Annotated in this window: 18 protein-coding genes; 1 reads left to right on the top strand and 17 read right to left on the bottom strand. The window is 61.0% G+C overall.

Features of this window, described 5'->3' with window-relative positions; all coding sequences use genetic code 11:
• Positions 1 to 10: 10 nt before the first annotated feature.
• The 11 genes from RXV86_RS09720 to RXV86_RS09670 form a co-directional block, all read right to left on the bottom strand.
• A complete protein-coding gene (locus RXV86_RS09720) occupies positions 11 to 847 on the bottom strand; it encodes an NAD(P)-dependent oxidoreductase (protein ID WP_316299301.1) in 837 nt (278 codons plus the stop codon).
• Between the two features lie 3 nt (positions 848 to 850).
• On the bottom strand, positions 851 to 1,615 hold the full coding sequence (locus RXV86_RS09715; protein WP_316299300.1) for an aldolase/citrate lyase family protein: 765 nt from the start codon (positions 1,613 to 1,615) through the stop codon (positions 851 to 853).
• Entirely contained in the window at positions 1,612 to 2,829 is a 1,218-nt protein-coding gene (locus RXV86_RS09710; protein WP_316299299.1) for an FAD-binding oxidoreductase, read from the bottom strand. The genes RXV86_RS09715 and RXV86_RS09710 overlap by 4 nt, the downstream gene beginning before the upstream one ends.
• Entirely contained in the window at positions 2,829 to 4,535 is a 1,707-nt protein-coding gene (locus RXV86_RS09705; protein WP_316299298.1) for a hydantoinase B/oxoprolinase family protein, read from the bottom strand. The genes RXV86_RS09710 and RXV86_RS09705 overlap by 1 nt, the downstream gene beginning before the upstream one ends.
• Complete coding sequence (locus RXV86_RS09700; RefSeq protein WP_316299297.1) at positions 4,532 to 6,625, bottom strand: hydantoinase/oxoprolinase family protein; 2,094 nt, start codon at positions 6,623 to 6,625, stop codon at positions 4,532 to 4,534. The genes RXV86_RS09705 and RXV86_RS09700 overlap by 4 nt, the downstream gene beginning before the upstream one ends.
• Before the next feature lie 92 nt (positions 6,626 to 6,717).
• Positions 6,718 to 7,626, bottom strand: coding sequence for a LysR family transcriptional regulator (locus RXV86_RS09695; protein ID WP_316299296.1), 909 nt, complete (start codon positions 7,624 to 7,626; stop codon positions 6,718 to 6,720).
• Positions 7,627 to 7,737: 111 nt separating this feature from the next.
• A complete protein-coding gene (locus RXV86_RS09690) occupies positions 7,738 to 10,404 on the bottom strand; it encodes a TRAP transporter large permease subunit (protein WP_316299295.1) in 2,667 nt (888 codons plus the stop codon).
• Positions 10,405 to 10,419: 15 nt separating this feature from the next.
• Complete coding sequence (locus tag RXV86_RS09685; protein ID WP_316299294.1) at positions 10,420 to 11,415, bottom strand: TRAP transporter small permease subunit; 996 nt, start codon at positions 11,413 to 11,415, stop codon at positions 10,420 to 10,422.
• A gap of 204 nt (positions 11,416 to 11,619) precedes the next feature.
• The gene (locus RXV86_RS09680; protein WP_316299293.1) at positions 11,620 to 12,705 is read right to left on the bottom strand and encodes a TRAP transporter substrate-binding protein; all 1,086 of its coding nucleotides are present in this window, start codon (positions 12,703 to 12,705) and stop codon (positions 11,620 to 11,622) included.
• A 307-nt stretch (positions 12,706 to 13,012) separates the two neighbouring features.
• Positions 13,013 to 13,534, bottom strand: coding sequence for a protein-tyrosine phosphatase family protein (locus RXV86_RS09675; RefSeq protein WP_316299292.1), 522 nt, complete (start codon positions 13,532 to 13,534; stop codon positions 13,013 to 13,015).
• Between the two features lie 36 nt (positions 13,535 to 13,570).
• Positions 13,571 to 14,413, bottom strand: coding sequence for a neutral zinc metallopeptidase (locus RXV86_RS09670; protein ID WP_316299291.1), 843 nt, complete (start codon positions 14,411 to 14,413; stop codon positions 13,571 to 13,573).
• 149 nt (positions 14,414 to 14,562) lie between these two features.
• Here RXV86_RS09670 and RXV86_RS09665 point away from each other — a divergent pair, with 149 nt between their 5' ends.
• The gene (locus RXV86_RS09665) at positions 14,563 to 16,335 is read left to right on the top strand and encodes a DNA polymerase III subunit gamma/tau (RefSeq protein ID WP_316300230.1); all 1,773 of its coding nucleotides are present in this window, start codon (positions 14,563 to 14,565) and stop codon (positions 16,333 to 16,335) included.
• Positions 16,336 to 16,357: 22 nt separating this feature from the next.
• On the opposite strand, the gene RXV86_RS09660 is transcribed toward RXV86_RS09665, so the two are convergent.
• The 6 genes from RXV86_RS09660 to RXV86_RS09635 form a co-directional block, all read right to left on the bottom strand.
• Positions 16,358 to 17,956, bottom strand: coding sequence for a cation:proton antiporter family protein (locus tag RXV86_RS09660; RefSeq protein ID WP_316299290.1), 1,599 nt, complete (start codon positions 17,954 to 17,956; stop codon positions 16,358 to 16,360).
• Positions 17,957 to 18,452: 496 nt separating this feature from the next.
• Complete coding sequence (gene polA, locus RXV86_RS09655) at positions 18,453 to 21,257, bottom strand: DNA polymerase I (protein ID WP_316299289.1); 2,805 nt, start codon at positions 21,255 to 21,257, stop codon at positions 18,453 to 18,455.
• 90 nt (positions 21,258 to 21,347) lie between these two features.
• On the bottom strand, positions 21,348 to 22,172 hold the full coding sequence (locus RXV86_RS09650; protein WP_316299288.1) for a cation transporter: 825 nt from the start codon (positions 22,170 to 22,172) through the stop codon (positions 21,348 to 21,350).
• Between the two features lie 43 nt (positions 22,173 to 22,215).
• Complete coding sequence (locus RXV86_RS09645; RefSeq protein WP_316299287.1) at positions 22,216 to 22,395, bottom strand: zinc-finger domain-containing protein; 180 nt, start codon at positions 22,393 to 22,395, stop codon at positions 22,216 to 22,218.
• Between the two features lie 80 nt (positions 22,396 to 22,475).
• Entirely contained in the window at positions 22,476 to 22,946 is a 471-nt protein-coding gene (locus tag RXV86_RS09640) for a DUF1203 domain-containing protein (RefSeq protein ID WP_316299286.1), read from the bottom strand.
• An 81-nt stretch (positions 22,947 to 23,027) separates the two neighbouring features.
• The gene (locus RXV86_RS09635; protein WP_316299285.1) at positions 23,028 to 24,605 is read right to left on the bottom strand and encodes a DUF5928 domain-containing protein; all 1,578 of its coding nucleotides are present in this window, start codon (positions 24,603 to 24,605) and stop codon (positions 23,028 to 23,030) included.
• Positions 24,606 to 24,713: the final 108 nt, after the last annotated feature.

The raw sequence follows: 24,713 nt of genomic DNA, 5'->3' as shown, positions 1-24,713 counted from the left end.
TCTGCGTGTTTCAGGTTTTCTTGCGGTCGTCGACGATTTTCATCGTGGCCTGACCGCTTTGGCCCAATTCGACCGAAGCGAAGGGACCGCCGTGATACATCTGGGCCGGGTCGGCGGGATCGCCCGGATCGGCATTGGCGAGGATTTCGGCGGCGAATTGTTCAGCGTTGTCGCGAGGGCGATAGCCGAGGTGCCTGGCGCCGGAATTGTCCACCGGGGCGCGGTCATTGTTCGATACGCCATAGGCCACGGTGAAGCCGGTGGTCGGGGTGTCGATGGCGCGGGTGACAAGCTGGATCAGGTCATCGTAACTGAGCCATGAGCCGAGCGCGCGGGGGCTGGTAACCTGGGCGCAGGAGAGGATGCGCAGGTGCACCGACTCAAGGCCATTCTTGTCCCAGTACATGCGACCCAAGTCTTCGGTGAAACATTTGGCAAGGCCGTAGAAGGTGTCGGGGCGATGCGGCGCGTCGGTGCCGATGAAGTCCTGTTTTGGGTGCATGCCGACGGCGTGGATCGAGCTGGCATAGACCACACGGCGCACACCCTGACGGTGGGCGGATTCCCAGATGTTGTAGGCCCCGACGATGTTGGGACCGAGGATGGTCTCGAAGGGAGCCTCGTCGGGGACAGCACCGAAGTGGACGACCATGTCAGCGCCATCAAGGAGTGCGTTGATGGCGTCGAAATCGGCAAGATCGGCACGGACATAGGATTCGCCGGGGTAGAGCGCGCCGATGTCGTCGGCGATGTCGGAAGAGACCAGTTCATCAGCCAGTTTGGAAAGCGGTTCGCGCAGATAGGAACCAAGGCGGCCAGCGGCGCCGGTGAGCACAAGTTTCTTCATGGATCAGTCTTTCATGGAAGCGAGAAGGGCGTCGCTGCTTCGGGCGAGTAGACCCGCATCAGAGCCGCAGGCAACAAAGGTGAAACCCTCTGCCAGGAGGTTTTTGGCGAAGATGGGGTCCATGACCAGCGTGCCGACGGGGATGCCTTTGTCGATCAGGCGTTGGGCGGCGGGAAGGATGGCGGCCCAGACGTCGTCATGCATCGGTTGGCCCAGAAGGCCCATGTCGGCGGCGATGTCGGCGGGGCCGAAGAAGACGCCGTCGACGCCGTCAATGTCGGCCATTGCCTCGGCTTGGGCCAGTGCGGTAAGGGTTTCGGCCTGGATCAGGACAGCGGTTTCCTCTTCGATCCGGAGAAAATAGTCGGGAATGCGGCCAAATTGGTTGGCGCGGGTGGTGCCTGCGACGCCGCGAATGCCGCGTGGCGGGTAGCGGGTGGCAGCGACGGCGGATTGCGCCTCGTCCACGGATTGCACCATGGGGAAAAGGAGGCCGGGGGCACCGGCATCAAGCAGGCGCTTGACCTTGACCGCATCGTTCCAGTCGGGACGGACGATGGGTGTCGTATCGAAGGATGCAAAGACCTGAAGCTGGGCGGTGACGCTGGCCAGATCGTTCGGGGAATGCTCCATGTCGATCAGCACCCAGTCATAGCCCGCCCCGGCGATGATTTCTGCCGAGAACGCGTTGCCGAGGCTGCACCAGAGGCCGATCTGGGGTTTGCCTGCACGGATCGCCGCGAGGAATGGATTGGCAGGCAGGTTCATATCACGGCCTTTTCGATCAGCGGGGTGTTCGAGACGATCCGGTCATAGCGGAACGGCGTGAGATCGAGGCTGCGGAATTCGCCATAGGTCAGCCATTCGGCGGTGCCGCGGCCCATGGCGGGGGATTGTTGCAGCCCGTGGCCGGAGAAGCCGTTTTGGAAGATGAAATTCTCGACCTCGTTATGCGGGCCAAGAACGGCGTTTTGATCCAGCGTGTTGAAGGCGTAGTGCCCGGCCCATTCGGTGACCACCTTGATCGCCTCGAACTGGGGAATACGGGTGGCGATGATCGGCCAGACGTGATCCTGCCAGCGGTTGTGATCCATGTGGAAGTCATCGAACTCCACCGCCGGGTCGGGGTCGGCGGGGCATCCGGCGAGATAGGTTTTCGGCCCGTCCTGGCGGAAATGCACTCCGGAGGGGTCGATGGTGAGCGGCAACTCCTGATCAAGCGGCTGTTCGGCGCTGAAAATCCAGGTGAACCGCTTGCGGGGTTCGACGGGGATGTCGAGGCCGGCCATTTTGGCCGTGCGCGCGGCGCGGGGGCCCGAGGCATTGACCAGTTGACCGCAGGAGATGACCTCGCCCGAGGCGAGGGTAACGCTGGCGATGCGGTTGCCGTTGCGGGTGATGGCGGTGACTTCGTTCGCCACGTATTCGACGCCGCGTTCACGGGCCGAGCGGCGGAACCATTCAAAGACGTTGCCGCCGTCCCAGTATCCTTCGTCCTTGGTGTTGATCGAACCGAGGACAATGTCGTCAACGTCGTAGAACGGGTAGCGGGATTTGATTTCGTCGGCGGTGAGGAGCTCGGTTTCTGCCCCGGCTTTGAGTTGCACCTTTTGGTTGTCACGCAGGACGTTGGCGAAGGTATCGTTGTCGGCGAGGTACAAGTAGCCGTAGTTCTGTATCGTCTGGTTGGGGACACGTTCGTCGCCGCCCATACGCTCACGTAGGTTCTTGATGAAATCGGCTGCGAATTGCGAGATACGGACGTTGAGCTCGTTCGAAAACTGCAGCCGGATGCAGGAATTGGTGTGGGCCGTCGAGCAAAACTCGTAACTTGGATCCTTTTCGATCACCAGCACCGAGCCGTTGAAATCGGGGTTGTCCGAGAGGAACCACGCGGTCGAGGACCCCATGATCGCACCGCCGATGATGACCACGTCATAGGATGATTTTGTTGGCGTTGTCGCCATGCCGCCTTTTGCCATCAGAAGTCCTCTCCCTTGTTTGCACGCTCCAGCGTTTCGGCGATATCCGCATCGGACAGGCCATAGTGTTGGGCTGCATGTTCCGGCGTGATGTAACCGAGTGCAAGATCGCGTTTGACCTGTTCCGGGTCACGGTCCGCAGGGTCGCCATAGCCCGCACCGCCGGGGAATCCCATGATGACCTTTTCGCCGTCGGGAACGAATTGGCGGCCCTTGCCTTGCATGGTCGTGCCGTCGCTGCGTGCGATCGTGGTGGCCCCGCCGGGTTCGCCGCCACGACGGCCAAGGGCGGGGTGATTGACGCGGTCGAGCATGGCAGAGAAGTCGAATTCGTGACCGATTCGAGCGCCGACCTCCATGTGTTGGCCGAGACCGCCGCGATGTTGGCCCGCGCCGCCACTGTCGGGGCGGAGTTCCTTGCGCCAGATGATGACCGGGCCGACCTGTTCCGTGGCCTCGACCGGCATGGTCATCACGCCTGAGGGGAAGGCGGTGGCGTTCATGCCGTCCAGCGTGGGGCGCGCGCCGGAACCGCCGGAATTGAAGGTCAGAACCTCGGCCCGGCGGGCATCGGCAGGGGCTGAGGCGTCCATGCGGGGGCGGAGCGACAGTTGGAAGTTGCAGAGACAGCCTGCGCCCTCGGCCGGAACGGTGTCGGGCAATAGTTGATCCAGCGCGTTGTAGACCGTGTCAGGCACCATGTGGCCGATCACGTGGCGAAGGGCCACGGGGGCCGGGAACACCGCGTTGACGATGGAGTTTTCCGGGGCGACGGTTTCGAACGGCGCGAGCGAGGCGGCGTTGTTGGGGATTTCCGGCGCGATGGCGCATTTCAGGGCGTAGCAGGCGTAGGCCTTGGTATAGACCAGCGGCACGTTGATGCCCTTCTTGTCGAGGCCGGAGGTGCCTTCCCAGTCGGAGACGATACGGTCTTTTTCTATGGTGAGTTCGACATGCAGGTCGATGGGCGCGCTATAGCCGTCGATGCGCATGTGGCCCTTGGCCTTGCCGGGGTTCAGGGCGTTGATCCGTTCCAGCGTGGCCTGCCGCGAGTTGGTCAGGATGAAGTCTGAGATACCCGAGAGGTCGGGCAATGCGAACTCTCGCATCATGTCGATCAGGCGGCGGTGGCCGATTTCGTTACAGGTGGCGAGCGCGTAGATGTCGCCGACAAGCTGATCGGGTTCGCGGACGTTGCCACGGATCAGCGACATGAGGGTGCGGTCGACCTCGCCCCTTTCGGCGAATTTCATGATCGGGATGTAGAGGCCTTCCTCGTGCACATCGTTGGCGTCGGCGCCGAAGCCGCGTCCGCCGATGTCGGTGACGTGGGCGGTGCAGGCGAAGAAACCGATGAGTTTGCCGTCAAGGAAAGAGGGGGTGACGACGGTGATGTCATGCTTGTGGCCGGTGCCCTCCCACGGGTCATTGGTGATGTAGACATCGCCGGGGAACATGTTTTGCCGTCCGATGCGGCGGATGAAGTGGCCCACCGCGTCAGCCATGGCGTTGACGTGGCCGGGGGTGCCCGTGACGGCCTGGGCGAGCATTTCGCCCTTGGCATTATAGACCCCGGCGGAGAGGTCCCCGGCCTCGCGTACCGATGTGGAGAAGGCGGTGCGGACAAGGGCCTGGGCCTGCTCCTCGACGACCGAGATCAAGCGGTTCCACATGACCTGATAGGCGACTTTGCTGTGGTCACTCATTGGGCGTCTCCTTGGCTGGTCGGGCGAATGTCCAGGGTGCCATCGGTATGGGCGATCACCTCGCGACTGGAGGGCACGATGATGGTGGTTTCGTCCTCGGTGACGACGGCGGGGCCGTGGGCGAGCGCGCCGGGTTGCATGGTGTCACGTTGGATGATGGCGGCGTCGACGCGTTGGCCGAGGGCCGGGTCGAAGAGGTTGCGGGTGCCGCCACTCGTGGGCTGCTGTGTGGCTGGCAGGGGGGTAAGGGCGCCGCTGGCGTCGGGGTCGGTGAAGGCATTGACCGACCAGACGGTGATTTCGACCTCCATGCCCTCGACCGCGCGCCCGAAGAGGGTTTCGTAGTCCTTTTCGAAGAGGGACAGGAACGTATCGGCATCCGGGTTGGCGGATTGCTCGGCCGTCAGGTCGATGGGGATTTCCCAACCTTGCCCCGAGTAGCGCATGTACACCTTGTGGTCCGAGCGAATCGTCGCGTCGGCGTCGCAGGAGCGCACGAACCGGGTGGCCTCGTCTTCCATTTCGGCGAAGAGGGCGCGAACTTTGGCCGGGTCGAAGTCGCTGAGGCGCATGAAGACCGAGCGGTTGGATTCAAAGCTGAACGGAGCGCGCAGGAAGCCGATGGCCGAGCCTACACCGGCGCCGGTGGGGACAAGGCAGCGGGCGACGCCAAGTTTTTCACAAAGGCGGGCGGCGTGCAGGGGGGCGGCTCCACCGAAGGCGATCATGGTGTAATTGCTGAGGTCCTCGCCATTTTCGACGGCATGGACACGGGCGGCGTTGGCCATGTTTTCATCAACCACCTCGGCCAGCCCCCAGGCGGCTTCGGTGGCGTCCATGTCGAGACGTTGGCCGATGACGGTTTCCAATGCTGCGGCGGAACTGTATGGGTGAAGCGGAATTGAGCCACCGGCAAAACTTTTGGGGTCGAGTTTGCCCAAAACAAGGTCGGCATCGGTTACGGCGGGCTTGTCGCCGCCACGGCCATAGCAAGCGGGACCGGGTTCGCTGCCTGCGCTTTCGGGGCCGACGCGGATCTGGTTCATGGCGTCCACGTGCGCCAGCGAACCGCCGCCCGCGCCAATTTCAACCATGTCGATGACAGGGATCGAGATCGGCATGCCCGAGCCTTTCTTGAAGCGGTAGGTGCGGGCGACTTCGAACACACGGGCTGTTTTCGGGGTTTGGTCCTTGATCAGGCAAATCTTGGCCGTGGTGCCGCCCATGTCGAAGCTGAGCACCTTGTCGAGGCCATGGCGTGCGGCGATGTCGGCAGCAAAGATCGCGCCGCCGGCAGGGCCGGATTCCACCAGCCGGACGGGAAACTCGGCGGCGCTCTCGAGGCTCATGATGCCACCGCCGGAATGCATTAGGAAGACCGGGCAAGCGGCGCCTTCGGTGGCGAGGCGGTCTTTCAGGCGACCAAGGTAGGATTTCATCAGCGGCTTGATGTAGGCGTTGGCAATGGTGGTGTTGAACCGCTCGTATTCGCGCATTTGCGGGCTGACTTCGGAACTAAGCGAGATCATCGCGTTTGGAAGTCTTGCGGCCAGCACCTCGGCTATCATGCGTTCATGGGCGTCGTTGGCATAGGAATGCAGCAAACCGATGGCGATCGAGGTGTAGTCGGCGGCGGCGAGGGTGTCGGCCAGGGCCTCGACCTCGGCGCGGTCCAGAGGGATCAGCACGTTTCCGCGGGCGTCCATCCGTTCGGACAGGGTATAGCGGCGGTTGCGGGGCAGAAGCGGCTCGGGAAGGGTGAGGTTCAGGTCGTATTGTTCGAACCGGCTTTCGGACCGCATTTCGATCACGTCGCGGAAACCCTGGGTGGTGATCAGGGCGGCTTTGGCGCCGCGCCGTTCGATCAGCGCGTTGGTGGCCAGCGTGGTGCCATGGATGATCTGACCGATGTTCGAGGCGAGCACACCGGACTTGGCGCAGACCTGGTGCAGACCGTCGATGATGGCGTCTTCCGGTGCTGAATAGGTGGTCAGAACCTTGGTCGAGAAGCGGTCATTGCCGGTTTCCAGAACCACGTCGGTGAAGGTGCCGCCAATGTCGACGCCCAAACGGACCTGTGTCTTGCTCATCCTGCCTATCCTTCCGAGGAGATAACTTGGAGGGAGTGTAGGTGGGCCAATAAATCAAATCCAATTATTCGTTTGGATTGATTGAATAGAAATTATTTATGATCTCCGGCGTGGGCAAGGGATATATCCCGCGCCAGTTTTGCGGCCTCGCCTACGTAAGCCGGGGTTGTGTCAGCATCAAAGCGGGCATGGAAGCTGAGTGCGTCGGGGACCCAGAGGTAGCGCAGCTGACTCAGGTGGCCACGTTCAAGATCGGACTCCACGATGGCGGCAGGCAGGCAGGCGACGCCGAACCCGTCGCGGGTCATCTGCAGGCAGGCGGCGAGGTTGGTTGATGGCACAACGCGAACCGAGACGGCAGTGGGGGAGCCGGCGACGTGATCGAGGAGTTGCTGGTGCGGCAGGGTGCCACGCGCGTGGGTCAGCACCGGGTATCGGGACAGGTGGCTGAGCGACAGGACCTTGTCGCCAAAGCCGTGATCCGGCGCAGCGACCCAGATGAAAGGGAAATCGCCCAGGGGTTCCATCCCAGAGGCCTGCCGGTCGAATGGGCCGCTTTGAAAAGTGAGGTCGATGGCGCGGCCGAAAAGCGGGGGCGAAAGATTGGCCGAGACATCGACGGTCAGGTCGACGTCGATATTGGGAAATCGGTTCTTCATAGCGGTCAGGAATTGGCCCAGCCAGGTGTGGACGATCATCTCGGTCACGCCGAGGCGGAGAATGCCGTCGAACAGGTGATCCTCGCCCGCGGCCACCAGGAAATCATCCATGCCACGCAGAACCGCGCGGGCCTTGGGTAGGAGAGCAGTCCCGTGCGGGGTCGGACGCACGGAACCGGCATCGCGGACAAAAAGCCGCTGGCCCAATTGGGTTTCAAGCCCGGAAATGCGGGCCGAGATATTGGGCTGGGTGGTGTTAAGCTTCTCGGCGGCACGACGGAAGCTGGCGAGGTCAGCGACCTGAACGAAGGCTTCGAGCTGTTTGAGGTTGATCTGTGCCACGGGCGGCCCCTTTGGTTCGGCGGCACCCTACCCCGTGGGGTCGGCGCGGCAAAGGGTCTAACGAAAAAGGCCCCGGGCAGAGCCGGGGCCTTTCAGGTTCTGTTGAGCGGATCAGAAATTCAGCGAAATGTCGCGGTGTTTGGCATTGCAGGACGCCATGTAAAGCGCCTGATCGCGATCCAGCCGCCGTTGCGAGCGGATGCCGAGCGTGCCGCGAATGTCTTCGAGATAGGCTTGAAGATCGGGTGCCAGGCCGGCTGCCTCGGCGCGCCAGGCTTTCTGCTCGGCGAACTCGGCGGTCGACTTGTCGAACTCCTTGAGCGCCTTCTCGCGGTCGAACTTCTTGGGCTTGAGGGCGCGGCGCGCTTTGCCGAGCGCCTTTTTGACGTCGCCCGCACCTTCGACGGCACCGAACTTGGCCTCGAGAGCCTTGAGCGTGTCTTCGGCGGATTCGTCACCTTCGGCTACGGTCTCGATGTAGCCGCGCATTTGGGTCAGCTCGCCTTCAAGCGCGTTGAAAGCCTCGTTGTCGGCCAGAACCGCAAGCACCACGCTGGGGGCTTCCCATGCACCATCGACCTGACGGCGATACATTTGCCGGGCCTTCTGTTCGGCGGTGGTCAGCTCGGCGAAGGTTTTGTGTGCCTCGTCCCAGTTTTCCGGGATGGTCTCCAACAGGTGTTTGGCCTCGACCAGAAGTTCTTCGCGCTCGGCCTCGAGACGGGCACGGCGTGCCGCTGTCTCTTCACTGTTGAGGCGCGTGAAGAACTTCTTGAGCTCATCGGCTTCCTCTTCGAGCTTGCGCACGTCCTTTTCGATCTTGCGCACCGTGCGTTGCAACGGGCGGTACTCGTCAGAGGCGGCGATGACCTTTTGCTCGGATTCGAATGCAATGGCCAAGTTCTCGAGTGCCTTGTCGGCGTTGTCGTAGCCCTTGGTCAGGTCCTTTTGCAGGTCTTTGGGTAGAGTTGAGATATCGAGCGCGCGAATACGATCGATGGCCCTTTTGGGATCAGCGCCCGACGCCAGTTGCGTGCCGGTATACTCTTCGATGCAGTATTGCAGCTTGGGGTTCACCGGGGGCGGGGCGGTTTCCGACAGCAGCGAAACCCGGTTCGGCAGGTAGTTCACCAGCGGCGGGTAGGCGCCCACGATGCCCAGCGCCAGGAGTTGCAGCGTGATGAAGGCGATCACGCCCTTGTACATCTGGGTCGTCTTCACCGAAGACGGAGCGACACCTCGCAAGTAGAACAGCGCAAACCCGAAGGGTGGGGTCAGGAACGAGGTCTGGATGTTCAGACCGATCATGACGCCCAGCCACACCGCGGTGATGTTGGCGCTGGGATCCATCAACAGGATCGGGGCGACGATTGGCACCACGACCACGGCGATCTCGATGAAGTCGAGGAAGAAGCCCAGGATGAAGATCACCGCCATGACGATGACAAACTGGGTCCAGAAGCCGCCGGGCAGGCCGTTGAGGAATTCGCGGACCAGTTCCTCGCCCCCAAAGGCGCGGAAAGCGGCGGTTAGCATCGCGGCGCCGAGAAGGATGATGAACACCAATGAAGTGGTTTTCGCGGTTTCCAGCATGACCCCGTGCATGGTTCTTTCGATCCGAAGCACTCGCCATCCGCTCCAGATCAACGAGAACATCAGGACGCTTGCGGCTATGACGCCGACGGTTATGCCCATCCAGTCTTCGGCAGAGGAGGCGGATTTCAGGTTCATGTCAAAATTCTTGATCAAGAAAGCCATGACTCCCAACGACGCGAGCGCCAGAAGTGCCGGAACGTAGGTCAGTTTCTTGTTGCCTTCATAGAGCCGATAACCGGCCATGATCAGCGCACCGGCGGCACCAATGGCGCCGGCCTGGTTCACGGTTGCGACGCCGGTGATGATCGAACCCAGAACCAAGAAGATCAGCGTCAGCGGCGGCACCAGGGTCAGGAAAACCTGACCCCAGAACTTGCGATCAAAAGTGCTCTCGCCTTTGGCGTGGACCGCCGGAGCGGCCTTCGGATTGATCAGGGCGTAGATCAGGATGTAGGCCATGTAGAGCAGTACCAGCAGGATGCCGGGGACAAAGGCGCCGAGGAACATTTCACCCGCCGAGGTCGAGGCCACGTCGAAGGACGAGGGCATGCTAAGCTCACCGGTTGATGACTTGTGCAAGGCCTTACGGGCAGTGCCGGCCTGGTCGGTGGCGCTGGCCAATTGGTCAGCCAGGATGATGAGCACGATCGAGGGTGGAATGATCTGCCCGAGCGTGCCGGAGGCGGCAATTGTGCCGGTCGCCAGCGACGGCGAGTAGTTGTTGCGCAGCATCGCGGGCAGCGAGATCAGACCCATGGCGACAACGGTTGCGCCAACGATGCCGGTGGTGGCAGCCAGAAGGGCGCCCACAAAGACGACCGAAATGCCCAAGCCACCCGGCACCGGGCCAAAGAGCTTTGCCATGGTGACCAGAAGGTCTTCGGCGATCTTGGAGCGCTGCAGCATGATGCCCATGAAGATGAAAAGTGGAATCGCAATGAGCGTATCCCTCTCGACCTCCCAATAGACCCCTCGAAGGTTCAGGGTACCGGCAGAGAGCCATTGCTGTGGTCCGCCGGAGTGGAAGAAGGCATCCGCCGACCCGGTAAAGAGGTAGCCCGACAGACCGGCCAGAACGATGGTGATGATCGCTGCGCCCGGAAGGGCGAAGGCCACCGGGTAGCCCGAGCCAAGGGCACCGGCCATGATGACGACGAGAAGGGCGAGAAAGAAAAGTTCCATGAGTTCAATCTCTCCTTAGTGCGCCGCCGAGGCCGCGGCCTCGCGGTGGCCTGGTTCGCCACGGCGGTCAGCTACGGCTTCAAAGAAATAGCTGACGAACTGGATCAGCATGGTGATTGCAAAAAGGCCCAGGAACAGGGCCATCTGGTATTTGACGAACATGCCGACGCTGCCTTGCTGGCTGACTTCGAAGTTCATCACCGGGCTGTTGATCATCGACTGTTTGCCGTTGAAGCCGAGGATGATGATGACCCAGCAGGTGCTCATCCCGAAGGCGATTGCGCCGAACGCATTGACGAAACCCCGCTTGGAGGTGCCGAACCCGGCATAGAGCACGTCAACGCGGACGTGGCCGTCTTCGAACAATGTATAGGCCGAGGCAAAGAGGAAGAGCGCCGCGTACCAGTAGCGCACCAGGTCACCCATCAGCGCCTGTTCGTAGGAGAAGACGAAGCGCGAGATCACGATCATCAGCTCAGCGGCGACGATCAGAAGGGCGAGCCAGAGAAAGCCCAGCGTGCGGGTGAAGAGCGCCACCACGAAGGCCACGCCGATGAGCGGGAAGTGGATGCGGGTGGCGACCCAGCTGGCCTTGCCCAGGTTGCGCATGCCGTCATCGCCGATGGTGTCCAGAAGAATTTTTTCGACCCGCATAAGAGCCACGGTGCAATCGGCGATGCCGACCAGGAGAACCGCCCAGAACAAGAAACGTATGAAGAAGACGTTGAAATCATGGATGCGCATGGCGTCCCAGCGCAAGGCTTGTGTCGGGGTGCTCAGGACATAAAGGACTGCGGCTGCGATCATCGCGCCGTAGATCGCCACCGGAACCCAGAAGCCCATGCCGCCCGCGGTGCCGGCGCGCAAACCGCCAAAGCCATAGCCGACCACCAGCACATTGTTGATCAGGAAGGCCGTTAGCAGGCCAAGCATCGTCCAACCGACGATGCGCGATAGTCGGGCCGGGAGCCCCTCGCGCTCGATTCCAAGATTCGTCGCTGTAGCTGACATTATTCCCCCTCGCTGTCTTTTCGATCCCAGGCCGGGCTGTTTTGCCCGTTCTCCCCCTGAAAGCGTTTGGTATCGCCCGTGGTGTTCTGCGACCACCGGCCAAACGAAAAGCTTTGTTGTGGGTTGCTCCGAAAACTGCTCTGAGTGTTGAAAGGAGCGGGGCCACAGCCCCGCCCCTCATTTCGCAATAATATGATCGGCTGATCAGATCAGGCCAAGCACCCGGTTACGCTGGTTCACGAAGGTGCCTTCGAACAGCGCCATTGTGCCACCAATTTCACGTAGCGAAGCCTGGAAGTGGTCATCGACCTCCGTCGCCAGCGCCGAGTGGTCGCGGGTTTCCTCGAACACTTCTGCAGCCGCTTCACCGAAGCCGTCCCAGACGTCGTCGTTGAAGTTTTTGACCGTGACGCCCTGCTCGTCGACCAGTTTCTTCAGGTACTGACCATTCAGAGCCATGTTCTCTTCGAACGCTGCGCCGTGCTCTTCCATGCAAGCTGCTTCAATCACGGCTTTCTCGTAATCGCTCAGGCCTTCGTAGAACGACTTGTTCATGCCGAAGGCAAGGCCGCCGCCCGGCTCGTGCATACCGCCGGTATAGTAGTATTTGGCGGCTTCGTAGAACTTCATGAAGTAATCGTTGTAGGGGCCGACCCATTCGGTTGCGTCGATGGCGCCCGAAACCAGGTTTTCGTAGATTTGGCCACCCGGAAGCGACACGGTCGATGCGCCCAGTTTCGACAGCACGTTGCCGCCAAGACCTGGAATACGCATTTTCAGACCTTTGAAATCATCCGGCGATTCGATTTCCTTGTTGAACCAGCCGCCGGCCTGGGTGCCGGTTGCGCCACACGTGAAGGCCTTGAGGCCGAACTCGCCCGAGACTTTGTCCCAGAGCGCTTGGCCGCCAGCGAATTTGATCCAAGCGTTCCATTCAACCGTGGTCATGCCAAACGGCACGGAGGTGAAGTAGGCGAACGCCGGATGCTTGCCGACCCAGTAGTAGTCAGCCGCGATGTAGGCTTGCGAGTTGCCCGAGGCAACTTCGTCAAAGCTGTCGAATGCGCCAACGCGTTCGCCAGCGGCGAAGTATTCAACGTTGAATGCACCATTGCCCAGTTGGGCGATACGGGCTGCAAGGCGTTGAGCCGAGATACCCAGACCTGGGAAGTCCCGCGGCCATGTCGACACGATAGTCAGCTGCTTGCCACCCTGGGCAATCGCCGGGGTCGCCAGTGCAGCTGCACCGGCACCAAGCGCGGCGCCTTTCAGAAATTTACGACGTTCCATATGTTCTCCTCCGAGTTTTTTGTCTTGTCGATTTATTGGTGTTTGACCGGTCTCCTCCCGAAGGCCTGTCAAACGTGGTTTTAGCTTCAATTCGGCGCTAGATGCAAAAGTGCCTCCCCTCGCACTGAATCGCTGATTGGAAGAACATACCAAGCGGGTCAGGAAAGCAAGCAATTTGGATTACTTAGGCAGTTTGGCCGCAGCGTCGCATGCGTTCGACGCCCAGTTCCCGACGCGTTTTGCATGTTCGTTGCCGGTTTTTCCATCAGGATACCCGCGTGCCTTGTGCGCGTCCAGAGAGCTAATCTCAGGCGGGTGATGGGGTCGTATCGTCGGGCACTGGTTCTCCGGACAACGCCCATTGCAGCTGCCCCTTGGTTTCGACTGCACAGTCGCGCAGGCCCCGCAAACGGTTCAATGCATCGAAGCGGTCTTCGCCGCATTCGACCATCAGGCGTAGCGCAACCATGCCGGAACGCCCACAGCCGCCACGGCAATGAACGATCACGCGCCCGCCACCGGCAAGCGCCTGACGCACGTTGCGGCTGACTTCGGGCCACTTGGCATTGACCTCTGTGTCCGGCGCGCCGAAATCCTGGACTGGCAGGTGGCACCAGCGGCTGGCCATGGCCTGAATGTCGGAGCCGAGGTTGGGGGCACCGACGGCAACCATTTCTTCGTCCGTGGTCATCGACAACACGATGCCCGGTTTCCATTCATGGAACACATCCATGTCGCCACGATAGTCGCCATCGCGCCCGGGCAGCGAGGCAATGGCCAAGGTGCCGCCGCCGACGGGCAGAGCATAGATCACCAGGCCGTCACTCACGGTTCCACGCCTTTTCGTGATGTGTTGCCTGTCGCGTCATAACCGGTTGGTTCCGAACGTATCGCACGAATTGGGATCGCCGCTGTCATAGCCAGTGGTAAACCAGCGCTGGCGTTGGGCACTGGTGCCATGAGTGAAGGTATGGGGTTGCGGCACGCGACCGGCCCTGCGTTGCAGCGTATCGTCGCCGATCTGGCGGGCGGCATTGAGCGCCTCTTCGATGTCACCCGGTTCCAGCAGGCCACCCACAGCGCGGGCCCAGACGCCGGACAGGCAATCGGCCTGCAATTCCAACCGTACGGTCAGGGCGTTAGCCTCGGTTTGGCTGGCGCGCTGGCGTTGGGCATTGACCTTTGGGATGATGCCAAGCTCGTTCTGGACATGGTGTGCAACCTCGTGTGCAATCACGTAGGCGGCGGCGAAGTCACCCTTGGCGCCCAGTTGACGGGCCATGGTGGCGAAGAAATCGGTGTCGAGATAGGCTTTCTTGTCCGCCGGGCAGTAGAACGGGCCTGTGGCACCCGAGGCCCCGCCGCAGGGGCTTTGAGTGATGCCACTGTAGAGCACCAGTATTGGTGGGGTGTAGTCCCGCCCGAAGGCGCTGGGAAAGGTTTGCGTCCAGACCTCTTCGGTGGTGGTGAGGACTCTGGAGGAAAACTCGGCCGCACGTTCCTCCTCTGGGGTGAGATCGCGTGGTGCGGATTGCTGACCTCCGGCCGTTTGACCATCAAGGAAAGGGGTCACATCAATCCCGGCGAAATAGCCGATGGCGAGAATTACCAGAAGACCGATCCCACCGATCCCGGCACCCGCCTTGCCACCTCTCGACCTGCGACGGTCTTCGACATTTCTGCTTTTTCGCACACCCCTGAGCCGCATTGCTCACTCCCCCAAACTTGCTACCGCGCCAGAGTGACCGATTCCCCGGCATCTTGCAAAACCCTTCTTTTGGAAAATCGCGGCACCTGTATCCGCCCGATCTGGTGTAGACCTCGCGCCACGGCACCTCTACGTTGACGCAAGCCCGAATCCGACAGAGGCCTAATATGAGCGACAGTGAAACCAAAACCTATCAGGTTCTTGCCCGGAAATACCGGCCCGAGACCTTTGCCGATCTAGTCGGCCAGGAGGCGATGGTGCGGACGCTGAAAAACGCGTTCAAGGCGGACCGGATTGCCCAAGCGTTCATCATGACCGGCATTCGCGGTACAGGTAAAACGACGACCGCGCGGATCATTGCCAAGGGGATAAACTGTATCGGGCCGGATGGCACCGGTGGACCGACGACGGAACCCTGCGGTGAATGTGAACACTGCGTCGCGATCATGGAAGGCCGCCATGTCGATGTGATGGAGATGGATGCGGCCTCGCGCACCGGGGTGGGCGACATCCGAGAGATCATTGAAAGCGTGCATTACCGGGCGGCTTCGGCACGCTACAAGATTTACATCATCGACGAGGTTCACATGCTGTCGACCAGCGCGTTCAACGCGCTGCTCAAGACACTTGAAGAACCCCCCGAACATGTGAAGTTCATCTTTGCGACTACGGAAATCCGCAAGGTGCCGGTGACGGTTCTGTCACGCTGTCAGCGGTTCGATTTGCGACGGATTGAGCCGGAAGACCAGATCGGCATGTTGCGGCGGATCGCCGATTCGGAAGGGGCGCAGATTGCCGAGGATGCGCTGGCCTTGATCACGCGGGCGGCAGAAGGCTCGGCACGGGACGCGACCTCGCTTCTGGATCAGGCGATTTCGCACGGGGCCGGAGAGACCACGGCGGACCAAGTGCGTGCCATGCTGGGGCTGGCGGATCGTGGCCGGGTGCTGGACTTGTTCGATATGATCATGCGGGGTGATGCGGCGGGCGCCTTGAGTGAGCTGAGCGCGCAATACGCCGATGGGGCGGACCCGCTGGCGGTTCTGCGCGATCTGGCCGAGATCACCCATTGGGTAAGCGTGGTGAAAATCACCCCGGATGCGGCTGAGGACCCGACGATTTCCCCCGATGAGCGCGCCCGTGGACAGGCGATGGCCGAGGGATTGCCGATGCGGGTGTTGGCGCGGATGTGGCAGATGCTGTTGAAGGCGCTGGACGAGGTCGGGCAGGCGCCCAACGCGATGATGGCAGCCGAGATGGCGATCATCCGGTTGACCCATGTGGCGGATCTGCCGACTCCGGAAGAGTTGGTGCGCAAGATCAAGGATCAGACCCCGCCGCCGATGCCGCCATCGGGCGGTGGCGGAGGGGCCTATTCGGGGGCATCCGGGGGAGTGAGTGCGCATTCTGGTGCTGCTGCGGGCGGAACGGGTGGCGGTAATGGCGGGCCGGCTATGGCATTGGCCGAAGTGGCCGATCAGGCACTGGCGCGGTTTCCCACCTTCGAACATGTGATTGAGCTGATCCGGGCCAATCGGGACGGCAAGCTGCTGATGGATGTGGAGTCCGATCTGCGGCTTGTCAATTACCAGCCGGGACGGATCACCTTCCAGCCGTCGCCGGATGCGCCGGGCGATCTGGCCCAGAGGCTTGGGTCACGCTTGCAGGCGTGGACCGGGAACCGCTGGGCGGTATCCGTTGTCAGCGAAGGCGGCGCGCCATCGGTTGTGGAAGTGCGCAATGCCGCGCGGAATGCGCTGGAGGCCGAGGCGCGGGAACATCCGATGGTGAAAGAGGTGTTCGACGCATTTCCCAAAGCCAGGATCATTGACATCCGTTCCGCCGCCGATCTGGCGGCCGAGGCACAGGCCGAGGCCTTGCAGGAGGTCGAGGACGAGTGGGATCCGTTTGAAGAGGATTGAACCTGTGGCCAGCGGGTAAGCGTCAGCTCTCCGCCATGGCCATCGTATGTTCAGCGAATCCGGCACCGGCCTCTTTGTAGATGTTGAACACCGCTGTCGCGCCGCACTCGGCCAATTTCTTTTCTTCGCCCGGATGACGGGCCGTGGCCGTGACCTTCCCCTGGAACCCGACCCGGCGCAATTGCGCCAGCGCGTCGAGGTTGGCGATCAGGGTCGGCAGAGCCAACATGACGAGTTCGATCCGGTGGTCGGCATCCACCTTTTCCCAGAAATCCGCATCGCTGGGGTCGCCATGCAGCACGTTGCGCCCGGCATCGCGGTGCCTACACACGCCGTTGTGGTTGAAATCGACTCCGATCACGGTTTCACCGAAATGTTCGCGCATCGTGTCGTATGCACCGGTTCCGACCCGGCCCATGCCAAAGACCGCAATCGTGGCCGCCTGAGTGTCGAGATAGTCGTCATCGGGAAGGCGCGGCTCGCGTTGGAGTCGGGTCCACACCGGCCGGTAACGACCATAGAGCCAGTCATCAGCGGCCACCAGCGGGGCGGCAATGATGAAGGACACCGACAGCGCCACCGCCAGCACGACCAGCCATTCCGGACCAAGCCAACCGTTGGCCACCCCAATGGCGGTGACGATCAGGCCGAACTCGCTAAAGTTGCTCAGGTTCAGGGAGGCTAGAAGAGACGTGCGGGCGCGCAGATGGAAGCGGGTCATCAATGCCAGGAACAGTGCGCTTTTCCCCAGGACCAGTGGTACCAGGGCAAGCCCGACCAGCAGCGCCTGCCACGTAAGTTCACCGACAAGTCCTATGGACAGGAAAAACCCAACCAGGAACAGATCCTTGAAACCGAACATCGACTTGGCAAGCTCATCAGATCGTCGATGGCCGGCGACCAGCACGCCGAGAACCAATGCGCCAAGATCGCCCTTGATCCCGGCCAGTTCAAACAGTTCGGCCCCGCCGAGGGCAAGAACCAATCCGTAGAGGATCATCAATTCGCCATGGCCAACGCGCAACAGCAGGCGGATCAACAAAGGACGCAGGAACACCAGCGCGAACAGGGCCGGTGACCAGATTGCGGGTAGTTTGCCGGTTGAAGCGGCCAAAAAGGCGACGGCGGCAAGGTCCTGCATGATCAGGATGCCGATTGCGATGCTGCCGTGTAGGGATTTCATTTCGCCCGACGTCTCAAGCGAACTCACGGCAAAGACAGTGCTGGAAAAGCTGAGTGCAAAGCCGATCACCAGGGCCGGACCAAGGTCAAGCCCGGCAAAGAACGGTAACCCAAGCACCGCAAGCCAGAAGACGAGAAGACCGGCAACTACGGTGGTGATCGTGGAATGCAGCAGGGTTACGGCCCAGACCTGCGGTCGGATCAGCGCGCGCAGGTCGAGTTTCAAGCCGACGGTAAACAGCAGGATGGTGATGCCAAGGTCGGCAAGCTTGTTCAACACGTCGCCGCCGGTTGTTCCGAGATAGCCCAACACGAACCCGGTCACCAGAAAGCCGACCAGTGGTGGCAAGCCGACCTGGCTTGCCAACAGGCCAAGGATAAAGGCCAGGGTGATCCAGGCGACGTCACCCAGCGCGATGGCAATCCATTCGAATTCCATGGCCGTCCTTTTGCGGTTCGGTTTCGCCAACACGTCGCATATCGGTTGGTTCCGGCGCAAGCCATTGCGGGTTTTGTCGCGCAGTTCGTACCCCGCCATACTCGGTCAACCGATTATGGTTATTGTCAATTGCGCGCTGAATGGTGGCGGTGTGCACGCAACTAGAACAGTTCGACGGCGATTCCGACCGCTTTAAGCGCCACGGAAGTCATGGCGCGCATTGTGCGCGAGTCATCGACGGCAAGAATACGTTTGATCATGAAGCGGTTCCGCAGGAAATTTCGGACGGGCTGAGGCCAAGAAGATGTTATCAGGTGCACCCTTCGAATTCCGGTCATGTTCCGGAATGCTAGGTGTGCGATCTAAAGATGAGATCGCGGTCGCCCCGGCCGATGCGAGATTTCATACCCCACCATTCCTTCCGCGAGCGGCAAGGGCGACCGAGCTAGAAAGGACGCGGTGCAAGGAAGACGTCCCAAAGGTCAGAACACGATGTTCAATGCGCCTCTGCCCAGTTCGTTCCTGTCCCGGCATCGACGATCAAGGGCACGTCGATATGCACAGCCGGGTGTGCCGCGCCTTCCATAATCTGGCGGGCTGTCTCGATCAATTGATCGGTCGCGCCGTCCTCGACTTCGAACAGCAGTTCATCGTGAACCTGCAGCAGCATCTTGGCCGGCAGGTCGGCGATGGCGTCGGGCATGCGGATCATGGCACGGCGGATCACGTCGGCGGCTGTGCCCTGGATCGGGGCGTTGATCGCGGCGCGGCGGGCAAAACCCGCACGGGGGCCCTTGGCGGCGATTTCGGGTGTGTGGATCTTGCGGCCAAAGAGGGTCTGGACGTGGCCGTGTTCCTTGGCGAAGGCAACGGTTTCGTCCATATAGGCGCGGATGCCTGGATAACGCTCGAAATAGGCGTCGATAAAGGCCTGAGCCTCGCTTCGCGGGATACGCAAGTTGCGCCCCAGGCCGAAGCCCGAGATACCGTAAATCACCCCGAAATTGATTGCTTTGGCCCGGCGGCGGATGTCGGGGGTCATCTCGTCCAGGGGTACGTCGAACATTTCAGACGCGGTCATGGCGTGGATATCGAGGCCGTCGCGGAACGCCTGTTTCATCGTGTCGATGCCGGCGACATGGGCAAGGATTCTGAGTTCGATCTGGGAGTAATCGAGGGACACCAGAGTCTTGCCCTTTGGCGCGACAAAGGCTTCGCGGATGCGGCGGCCCTCCTCGGTACGTACGGGGATGTTCTGCAGGTTGGGGTCGGTTGAGGCGAGCCGCCCAGTGGAGGCGCCGGTTTGCACGTAAGATGTGTGGACGCGGCCGGTTTCCGGGTTGATGTGGTCTTGCAGAGCGTCGGTATAAGTGGATTTGAGTTTAGAGAGCTGCCGCCAGTCGAGGACGCGGGCGGGCAGGTCGTGACCCTCGGAGGCGAGGTCTTCGAGAACGTCGGCACCGGTGGCATAGGCGCCGGTCTTGCCCTTCTTGCCGCCTTCCAGAGCCATCTCGTCGAATAGGATTTCACCCAACTGTTTGGGGGAGCCGACGTTGAAGCTGCGGCCCGCAAGTTCGTGAATTTCTGCCTCGAGTCCGGCCATTTTCTGGGCAAAGGCGTTGGACATGCGGCTGAGCGTGTCGCGGTCGACGGTAATGCCGCTCATCTCCATCTGGGCGAGCACCGGGACAAGAGGGCGTTCGAGGGTTTCGTAGACGGTGGTGACCTTGGCCTGATGCAGTTGCGGTTTGAAAATCTGCCACAGGCGCAGGGTGATATCGGCGTCTTCGGCGGCATACTTCACCGCCTCGTCTACCGGAACACGATCGAAGGTGATGGCGGATTTTCCGGTGCCCAGAAGCGATTTGATCGGGATCGGGGTGTGGTTGAGGTAGCGATCCGAAAGCGCGTCCATCCCGTGATTGTGGATGCCGGAAAACAGCGCGTAGGACATCAGCATCGTGTCGTCGATGGGGGTGATGTTGACGCCATTGCGGGCGAAAATCTTGGCGTCGTATTTCATGTTCTGGCCGATCTTGAGGATCGCGGGGTCCTCGAAGATGGGTTTGAGCATGGTCAGCGCCTCGTCCGGAGACATCTGGCCATCGGCCAGTTTGTCGGAACCGAAGAGATCGTCAGAGGCGCCGTCCTTGTGAATGAGCGGGATATAGCAGGCATCGCCGGGCTCGACGCAGAGGGAAATGCCGACCAGTTCAGCCTGCATTTCGTCAAGCGAGGTGGTTTCCGTATCAACTGCGATGTAGCCGCGTTTATGGGCGAGATCGATCCAGCGCTGCAGCGACTTGGCGTCGGAAACGTGTTCGTATTTTTCCGGGTCGATGGGCGGGAGGTCGGGGGTATCGGCAGCCTCTCCGCCTACTGACGCGGGTGTTTCGGGCATGATTGGGGCCTCGACACCCATCTTGTCGGCGATGCGTTTGGAAAGGGTGCGAAACTCCATCTCGGCAAGGAAGGGCAACAGGACCTCGGGGTCCGGGTCCTGTACCTCGAGGTCGTCGAGAGAGAACGGCAGGTCCATGTCTTCTTTGAGTTGGACAAGGTCACGGGACATGCGGATCTGATCAGCCTTGTCGATCAGGGTTTCGCGGCGTTTGGGTTGTTTGATTTCGCCGGCACGTTCCAGCAGGGTTTCCAGATCACCATATTCGTTGATCAGTAAAGCGGCGGTCTTGATGCCGATGCCCGGCGCACCGGGGACGTTGTCGACGCTATCACCGGCCAGGGCCTGAACATCGACCACCCGTTCCGGGAGGACGCCGAATTTTTCAACCACGCCGTCGCGGTCGATGCGGCGGTTTTTCATGGCATCGAGCATTTCGACCCCACCGCCAACAAGTTGCATCAGGTCCTTGTCAGACGAGATAATGGTGACGCGGCCACCGGCTTCGCGGCCCTGCACGGCGAGGGTGGCGATGATGTCGTCGGCTTCGAAGCCTTCGATTTCGTGGCAGGCGACGTTAAAGGCACGGGTGGCGTCGCGGGTCAGAGGGAATTGTGGCACGAGGTCCTCGGGCGCGGGCGGGCGGTTGGCCTTGTACTGGTCATAGATTTCGTTGCGGAAGCTCTTGCCGGAGTAGTCGAAGATCACTGCGGCATGAGTGGGAGCATCGGCGCCGGAGGCGTCCTCGACATATTTCTGAAGCATGTTGCAGAAGCCCGACACAGCACCGATTGGCAGACCGTCGGACTTTCGCGTCAAAGGCGGCAGGGCGTGGTACGCCCGGAAGATGAAGGCCGAGCCGTCGATAAGGTGCAGGTGGTGGCCTTTGCCGAATGCCATTTGGTGTTCTCCCGGGCTTGCGTGGGTCTTGTGTCGCACAAGGGCGCGTTCGGGGCTAGGGGGATCGTGCGAGGGGTGGTGTTTGCCAGATCAGGGGGCCGCCATATCGCGGCGGGCGTCACGGACGATGATCCAGGATGCGTGCAGGAACAACCCGGCAATGGCAAAAGCAACGATCAGGTCCGGCCAGGCGCTGCCGGTCCAGCCCACGAGAAATGCGGCGACCACAACGGCGACATTGCCGATGGCGTCATTTCTGGAGAATAGCCAAACGGCGCGGACATTGGCATCACCCGCGCGGTGCGGAATCAGTACCAGCGCGGCGGCGACGTTGACGACCAGCGCGACCAAGGCAAACCCGCCCATCATGCCGGCCTCGACCGGGGTTTGTGAAAACACGCGCCATATTGTGGCGCCAAAAACCGCAACGCCGAGCGCCCCAAGGAATAGTCCCTGGATCAATGCCGAACGTGCCCGCCAGAGCAGGCTCCAACCGATGGCGAGGATGCCAAGAAAGGTGATCAACCCGTCGCCAACGAAGTCCAGGGCGTCTGCCTTGAGAGCCTGTGACCCGGACAGGAACCCGCCGATCATCTCGATCACGCCGTAACCGACGTTCAGCAGAACGACGATCCAAAGCGCGCGGCGATAACCGGGTGTGATGTGGTGCTGTGTGCCGATGACCCGGTCGCCATCGCCCTCGGGTAGCAGTGTCAGGTGGTATCCGGCCTCTGTCACGGCCTGTTTCACCGCGGCAATGCGTGCGTCGTCAGCGGCAATTGGCAGCGTGATCAGCTGCGATGCGGTCGAGATCGATGGATCGGGCACACCGACGCTGCGCACTGCCTTGTCGATCTTGGCCGCGCAGGAAGGGCAATCCATGCCGGTCACGCGGTATCGGGTGCTGCCGGTCATATGTTTCGCCGTATTGTCGATCCGGTAGGTGCGGTCGGTGGAATCAGACCTTGCCCTCGAAGTCCTTGTGCACCAGCTTGCAATCGCAATAGGGACATTCGACCCAGCCGTGTTCGTTGGGGATTTGCAGCCAGACGCGCGGGTGGCCAAGCGCCCCTTCGCCGCCGTCACAGGACACGCGGTAGCTGTCGACGATCTTGGTCTCGGGGGCTGTGGTGGTCATGGTCATGCGTCCTTGGCTGCGTGGAGTCCTGTGCGCGAATATGGGCGATCTGGAGCGCGGGGGCAAGACCGCTCGAAAGCTCAATCCGAGCGTTCGACGCGGGCCTGAAAGCAGTTGTTGGTGGACGAGCGGACGTGAACGAAGGCGACATCGTCGCGGGCAAGGCGGGCGGCTATCTCGTTGGTGAAGGCGTCGGGTGCAACGACTTCGCCAGTGCCGTAGAGGATCCGTTCGTCCCTGCTGTAGGCGCGGATCAGCATGGTGTTGCCGTCGAAAATCGCCGGTACGCCACGATGTGGGTCGTAGGTTGCGCAATCATCGGCACACAGGAAGATCGGGCCGGTTTCGGCATAAGGCTGGCGCGCTCCGAAGGGGGAATACGCGACGACCAGCATTTCGGCCCCGTCTGGAATGAAATCGAGGCAATGGCGGCACGGATTACCGGTGCCTTTCGACGTCATGCGCTCGGGTGGGTTGCCGTATGCATCTGGTGCGCCGTTGCGGTAAGCGGTGGCAGTTTCGGTCGGTATGGGTAGAAAACGGATAGACATGGCGGGTCTCGCGCGTTGGTTGCGGGGCCAATCATGGCCCGGCGGGTCGCGCTGTGGCGATCCGTTTCCTGCGCAAAAGGGTCAGTCGGAATAGAGGTAGTGGGTCGAGGCCAGGTCGACCGCCTTGTCATGGCCGATGCTAAGGAAGTTCTGCAGCGCTTCTGCGTTCATCTCGGGGTTGTCGGGTTCGCGAATGCGGTAGTGGTTGTAGAACCCTGAATCGCGGATCTGGTCGCTTTCGAACTGCATGTCGCCGCGGATCGTGGGCAGCAGGCGGTCGAGCGTTTCTTGTGGGGTTTTCTCGCCCGCGAGGCCAACGCGCATGGCGTGGCCGATAAGGTATTCGTCGGAAAAGCTGGTCTCGACCTCCAAGAGCCGGGTAACTGAACGGTCGCCAGTGAAATCTTCCAAGAGGTCGAGATTCGACGGGTCCATGCAGATGACCAGACGGTCGGTATCGTAGTAATCGAATAGCATCCGCATCAGTGCTCGGCGATGGCGGTGGCGTTTGCCCATCGTTGACTGAATGCCGCCGAGATCGGGCAGCTGGCAGCCTTCTTCATTGAAGAGATATTCGATGCAGGGGATGTTGGTCATCTGGCGGATGCGGTCGACCAAGCGCTTGGCGACGTGCCATTTCTTGCAAACAACGATCAGCAACTCGCGTTCGCGACCCAGCGTGCTTTCGGTTTCCCAAAACCGGGTGGCAAAGCGGCGACCAATGCGGCCGCGTCCGGTTAGGAATTTGAACAAGGACCGGCCCTCGTTGGAGATTTTGAAATCCCAGCCGCGGGTCGCGTAGAGCAGACCGAGGCGGCGTTTGAGTTCCTGGGCTTCGGCGCTGATCTTGCGGGCAAAGAGGAAATCCTGGCTCAGGAGAAGGTCGTAGTGGTCGTTGTAGAAGGTCACCGGCATGCCATAGTCGGTGAACATCAGGAAGGTCAGGGTGCGGGAGCGGATTTCATGCTCGGGCACGAGGTGACGTACCAGGGTCTGAAAGAAGGTCTCGTCCGGAATCCAGGTGGTACGGAAGAAGCGCATTACGTCCTTGCGCCGCTTGGTGAAATCGATGATCCATTCGATTGTACGGCGGCGCAGACACCACCATTGCGAACCGATCATGACCTGGATGTCTTCGGGGATTTTGCGGGTCAAGCCAAAGCGCTTCTGCAGGTTAAACATCGCGTAGAAACGGCGTTTCTGCGTGCGTTCGTTGAGCCAATGGCGATAGATCAGTCGCTCTTCTTTCCAGCCGGTTTTGATCCAGTCGCTTTCAAAGAAATCAAAGCTTTCGACGTAATCGACGTCGTTGCGGTCAAGGAAGTCATGGGCGTATTCAGCCGACTTGATTGCCATGCAATCACCCGAAAGCATGTAGAAGTGGGTCGCGCGCGGAAAGGCCTCGACCGCCGCCTCGACAGCGTTCAGGGTGGCCTGAACCAAGCTCCATTCCCCCCATCCGCATTTGATCCGCTTCTTGGCGAAGGTCACGTTGGGGTTGCCGTCCAGCGCGTCGCGAATCTGTTGGTAAAACTCGGGTTTTGCCCGTGCATCAAAGTGGATCGACATGTAGTCGCCCACGGCCGTGAGCCGCTCGGCCTGTTTGATGATGGCCTCGGGATCCTTGTGGCACAGCAATATGAAGGCAATTTTTGCCATATTGTGACCAATCTGCTCCTGCTGCCCCGAATTGTTTACCTTGATAATGATGAATGCCGCCTGAATAAACCAGCTTTCTTGCGGAAATTGTATCCGCACGTCGGGTTG

This window comes from Aliisedimentitalea sp. MJ-SS2 (genome assembly GCF_032586155.1).
Lineage (GTDB): Bacteria > Pseudomonadota > Alphaproteobacteria > Rhodobacterales > Rhodobacteraceae > JAWHTC01.
The sequence above is the reverse complement of the archived record's forward strand: the minus strand, read 5'-3'. Positions and strand labels throughout refer to the sequence as shown.

Bases quoted from the DNA above. Each gene is read 5' to 3' on its own strand.
- polA (WP_316299289.1), bottom strand. From the start codon at position 21,257: ATGGCATTCGGCAAAGGCCACCACCTGCACCTTATCGACGGCTCGGCC.
- RXV86_RS09680 (WP_316299293.1), bottom strand. From the start codon at position 12,705: ATGGAACGTCGTAAATTTCTGAAAGGCGCCGCGCTTGGTGCCGGTGCA.
- RXV86_RS09645 (WP_316299287.1), bottom strand. From the start codon at position 22,395: ATGACCACCACAGCCCCCGAGACCAAGATCGTCGACAGCTACCGCGTG.
- RXV86_RS09685 (WP_316299294.1), bottom strand. From the start codon at position 11,415: ATGTCAGCTACAGCGACGAATCTTGGAATCGAGCGCGAGGGGCTCCCG.
- RXV86_RS09640 (WP_316299286.1), bottom strand. From the start codon at position 22,946: ATGTCTATCCGTTTTCTACCCATACCGACCGAAACTGCCACCGCTTAC.
- RXV86_RS09705 (WP_316299298.1), bottom strand. From the start codon at position 4,535: ATGAGTGACCACAGCAAAGTCGCCTATCAGGTCATGTGGAACCGCTTG.
- RXV86_RS09635 (WP_316299285.1), bottom strand. From the start codon at position 24,605: ATGGCAAAAATTGCCTTCATATTGCTGTGCCACAAGGATCCCGAGGCC.
- RXV86_RS09650 (WP_316299288.1), bottom strand. From the start codon at position 22,172: ATGACCGGCAGCACCCGATACCGCGTGACCGGCATGGATTGCCCTTCC.
- RXV86_RS09700 (WP_316299297.1), bottom strand. From the start codon at position 6,625: ATGAGCAAGACACAGGTCCGTTTGGGCGTCGACATTGGCGGCACCTTC.
- RXV86_RS09670 (WP_316299291.1), bottom strand. From the start codon at position 14,413: ATGCGGCTCAGGGGTGTGCGAAAAAGCAGAAATGTCGAAGACCGTCGC.
- RXV86_RS09710 (WP_316299299.1), bottom strand. From the start codon at position 2,829: ATGGCAAAAGGCGGCATGGCGACAACGCCAACAAAATCATCCTATGAC.
- RXV86_RS09720 (WP_316299301.1), bottom strand. From the start codon at position 847: ATGAAGAAACTTGTGCTCACCGGCGCCGCTGGCCGCCTTGGTTCCTAT.
- RXV86_RS09715 (WP_316299300.1), bottom strand. From the start codon at position 1,615: ATGAACCTGCCTGCCAATCCATTCCTCGCGGCGATCCGTGCAGGCAAA.
- RXV86_RS09660 (WP_316299290.1), bottom strand. From the start codon at position 17,956: ATGGAATTCGAATGGATTGCCATCGCGCTGGGTGACGTCGCCTGGATC.
- RXV86_RS09690 (WP_316299295.1), bottom strand. From the start codon at position 10,404: ATGGAACTTTTCTTTCTCGCCCTTCTCGTCGTCATCATGGCCGGTGCC.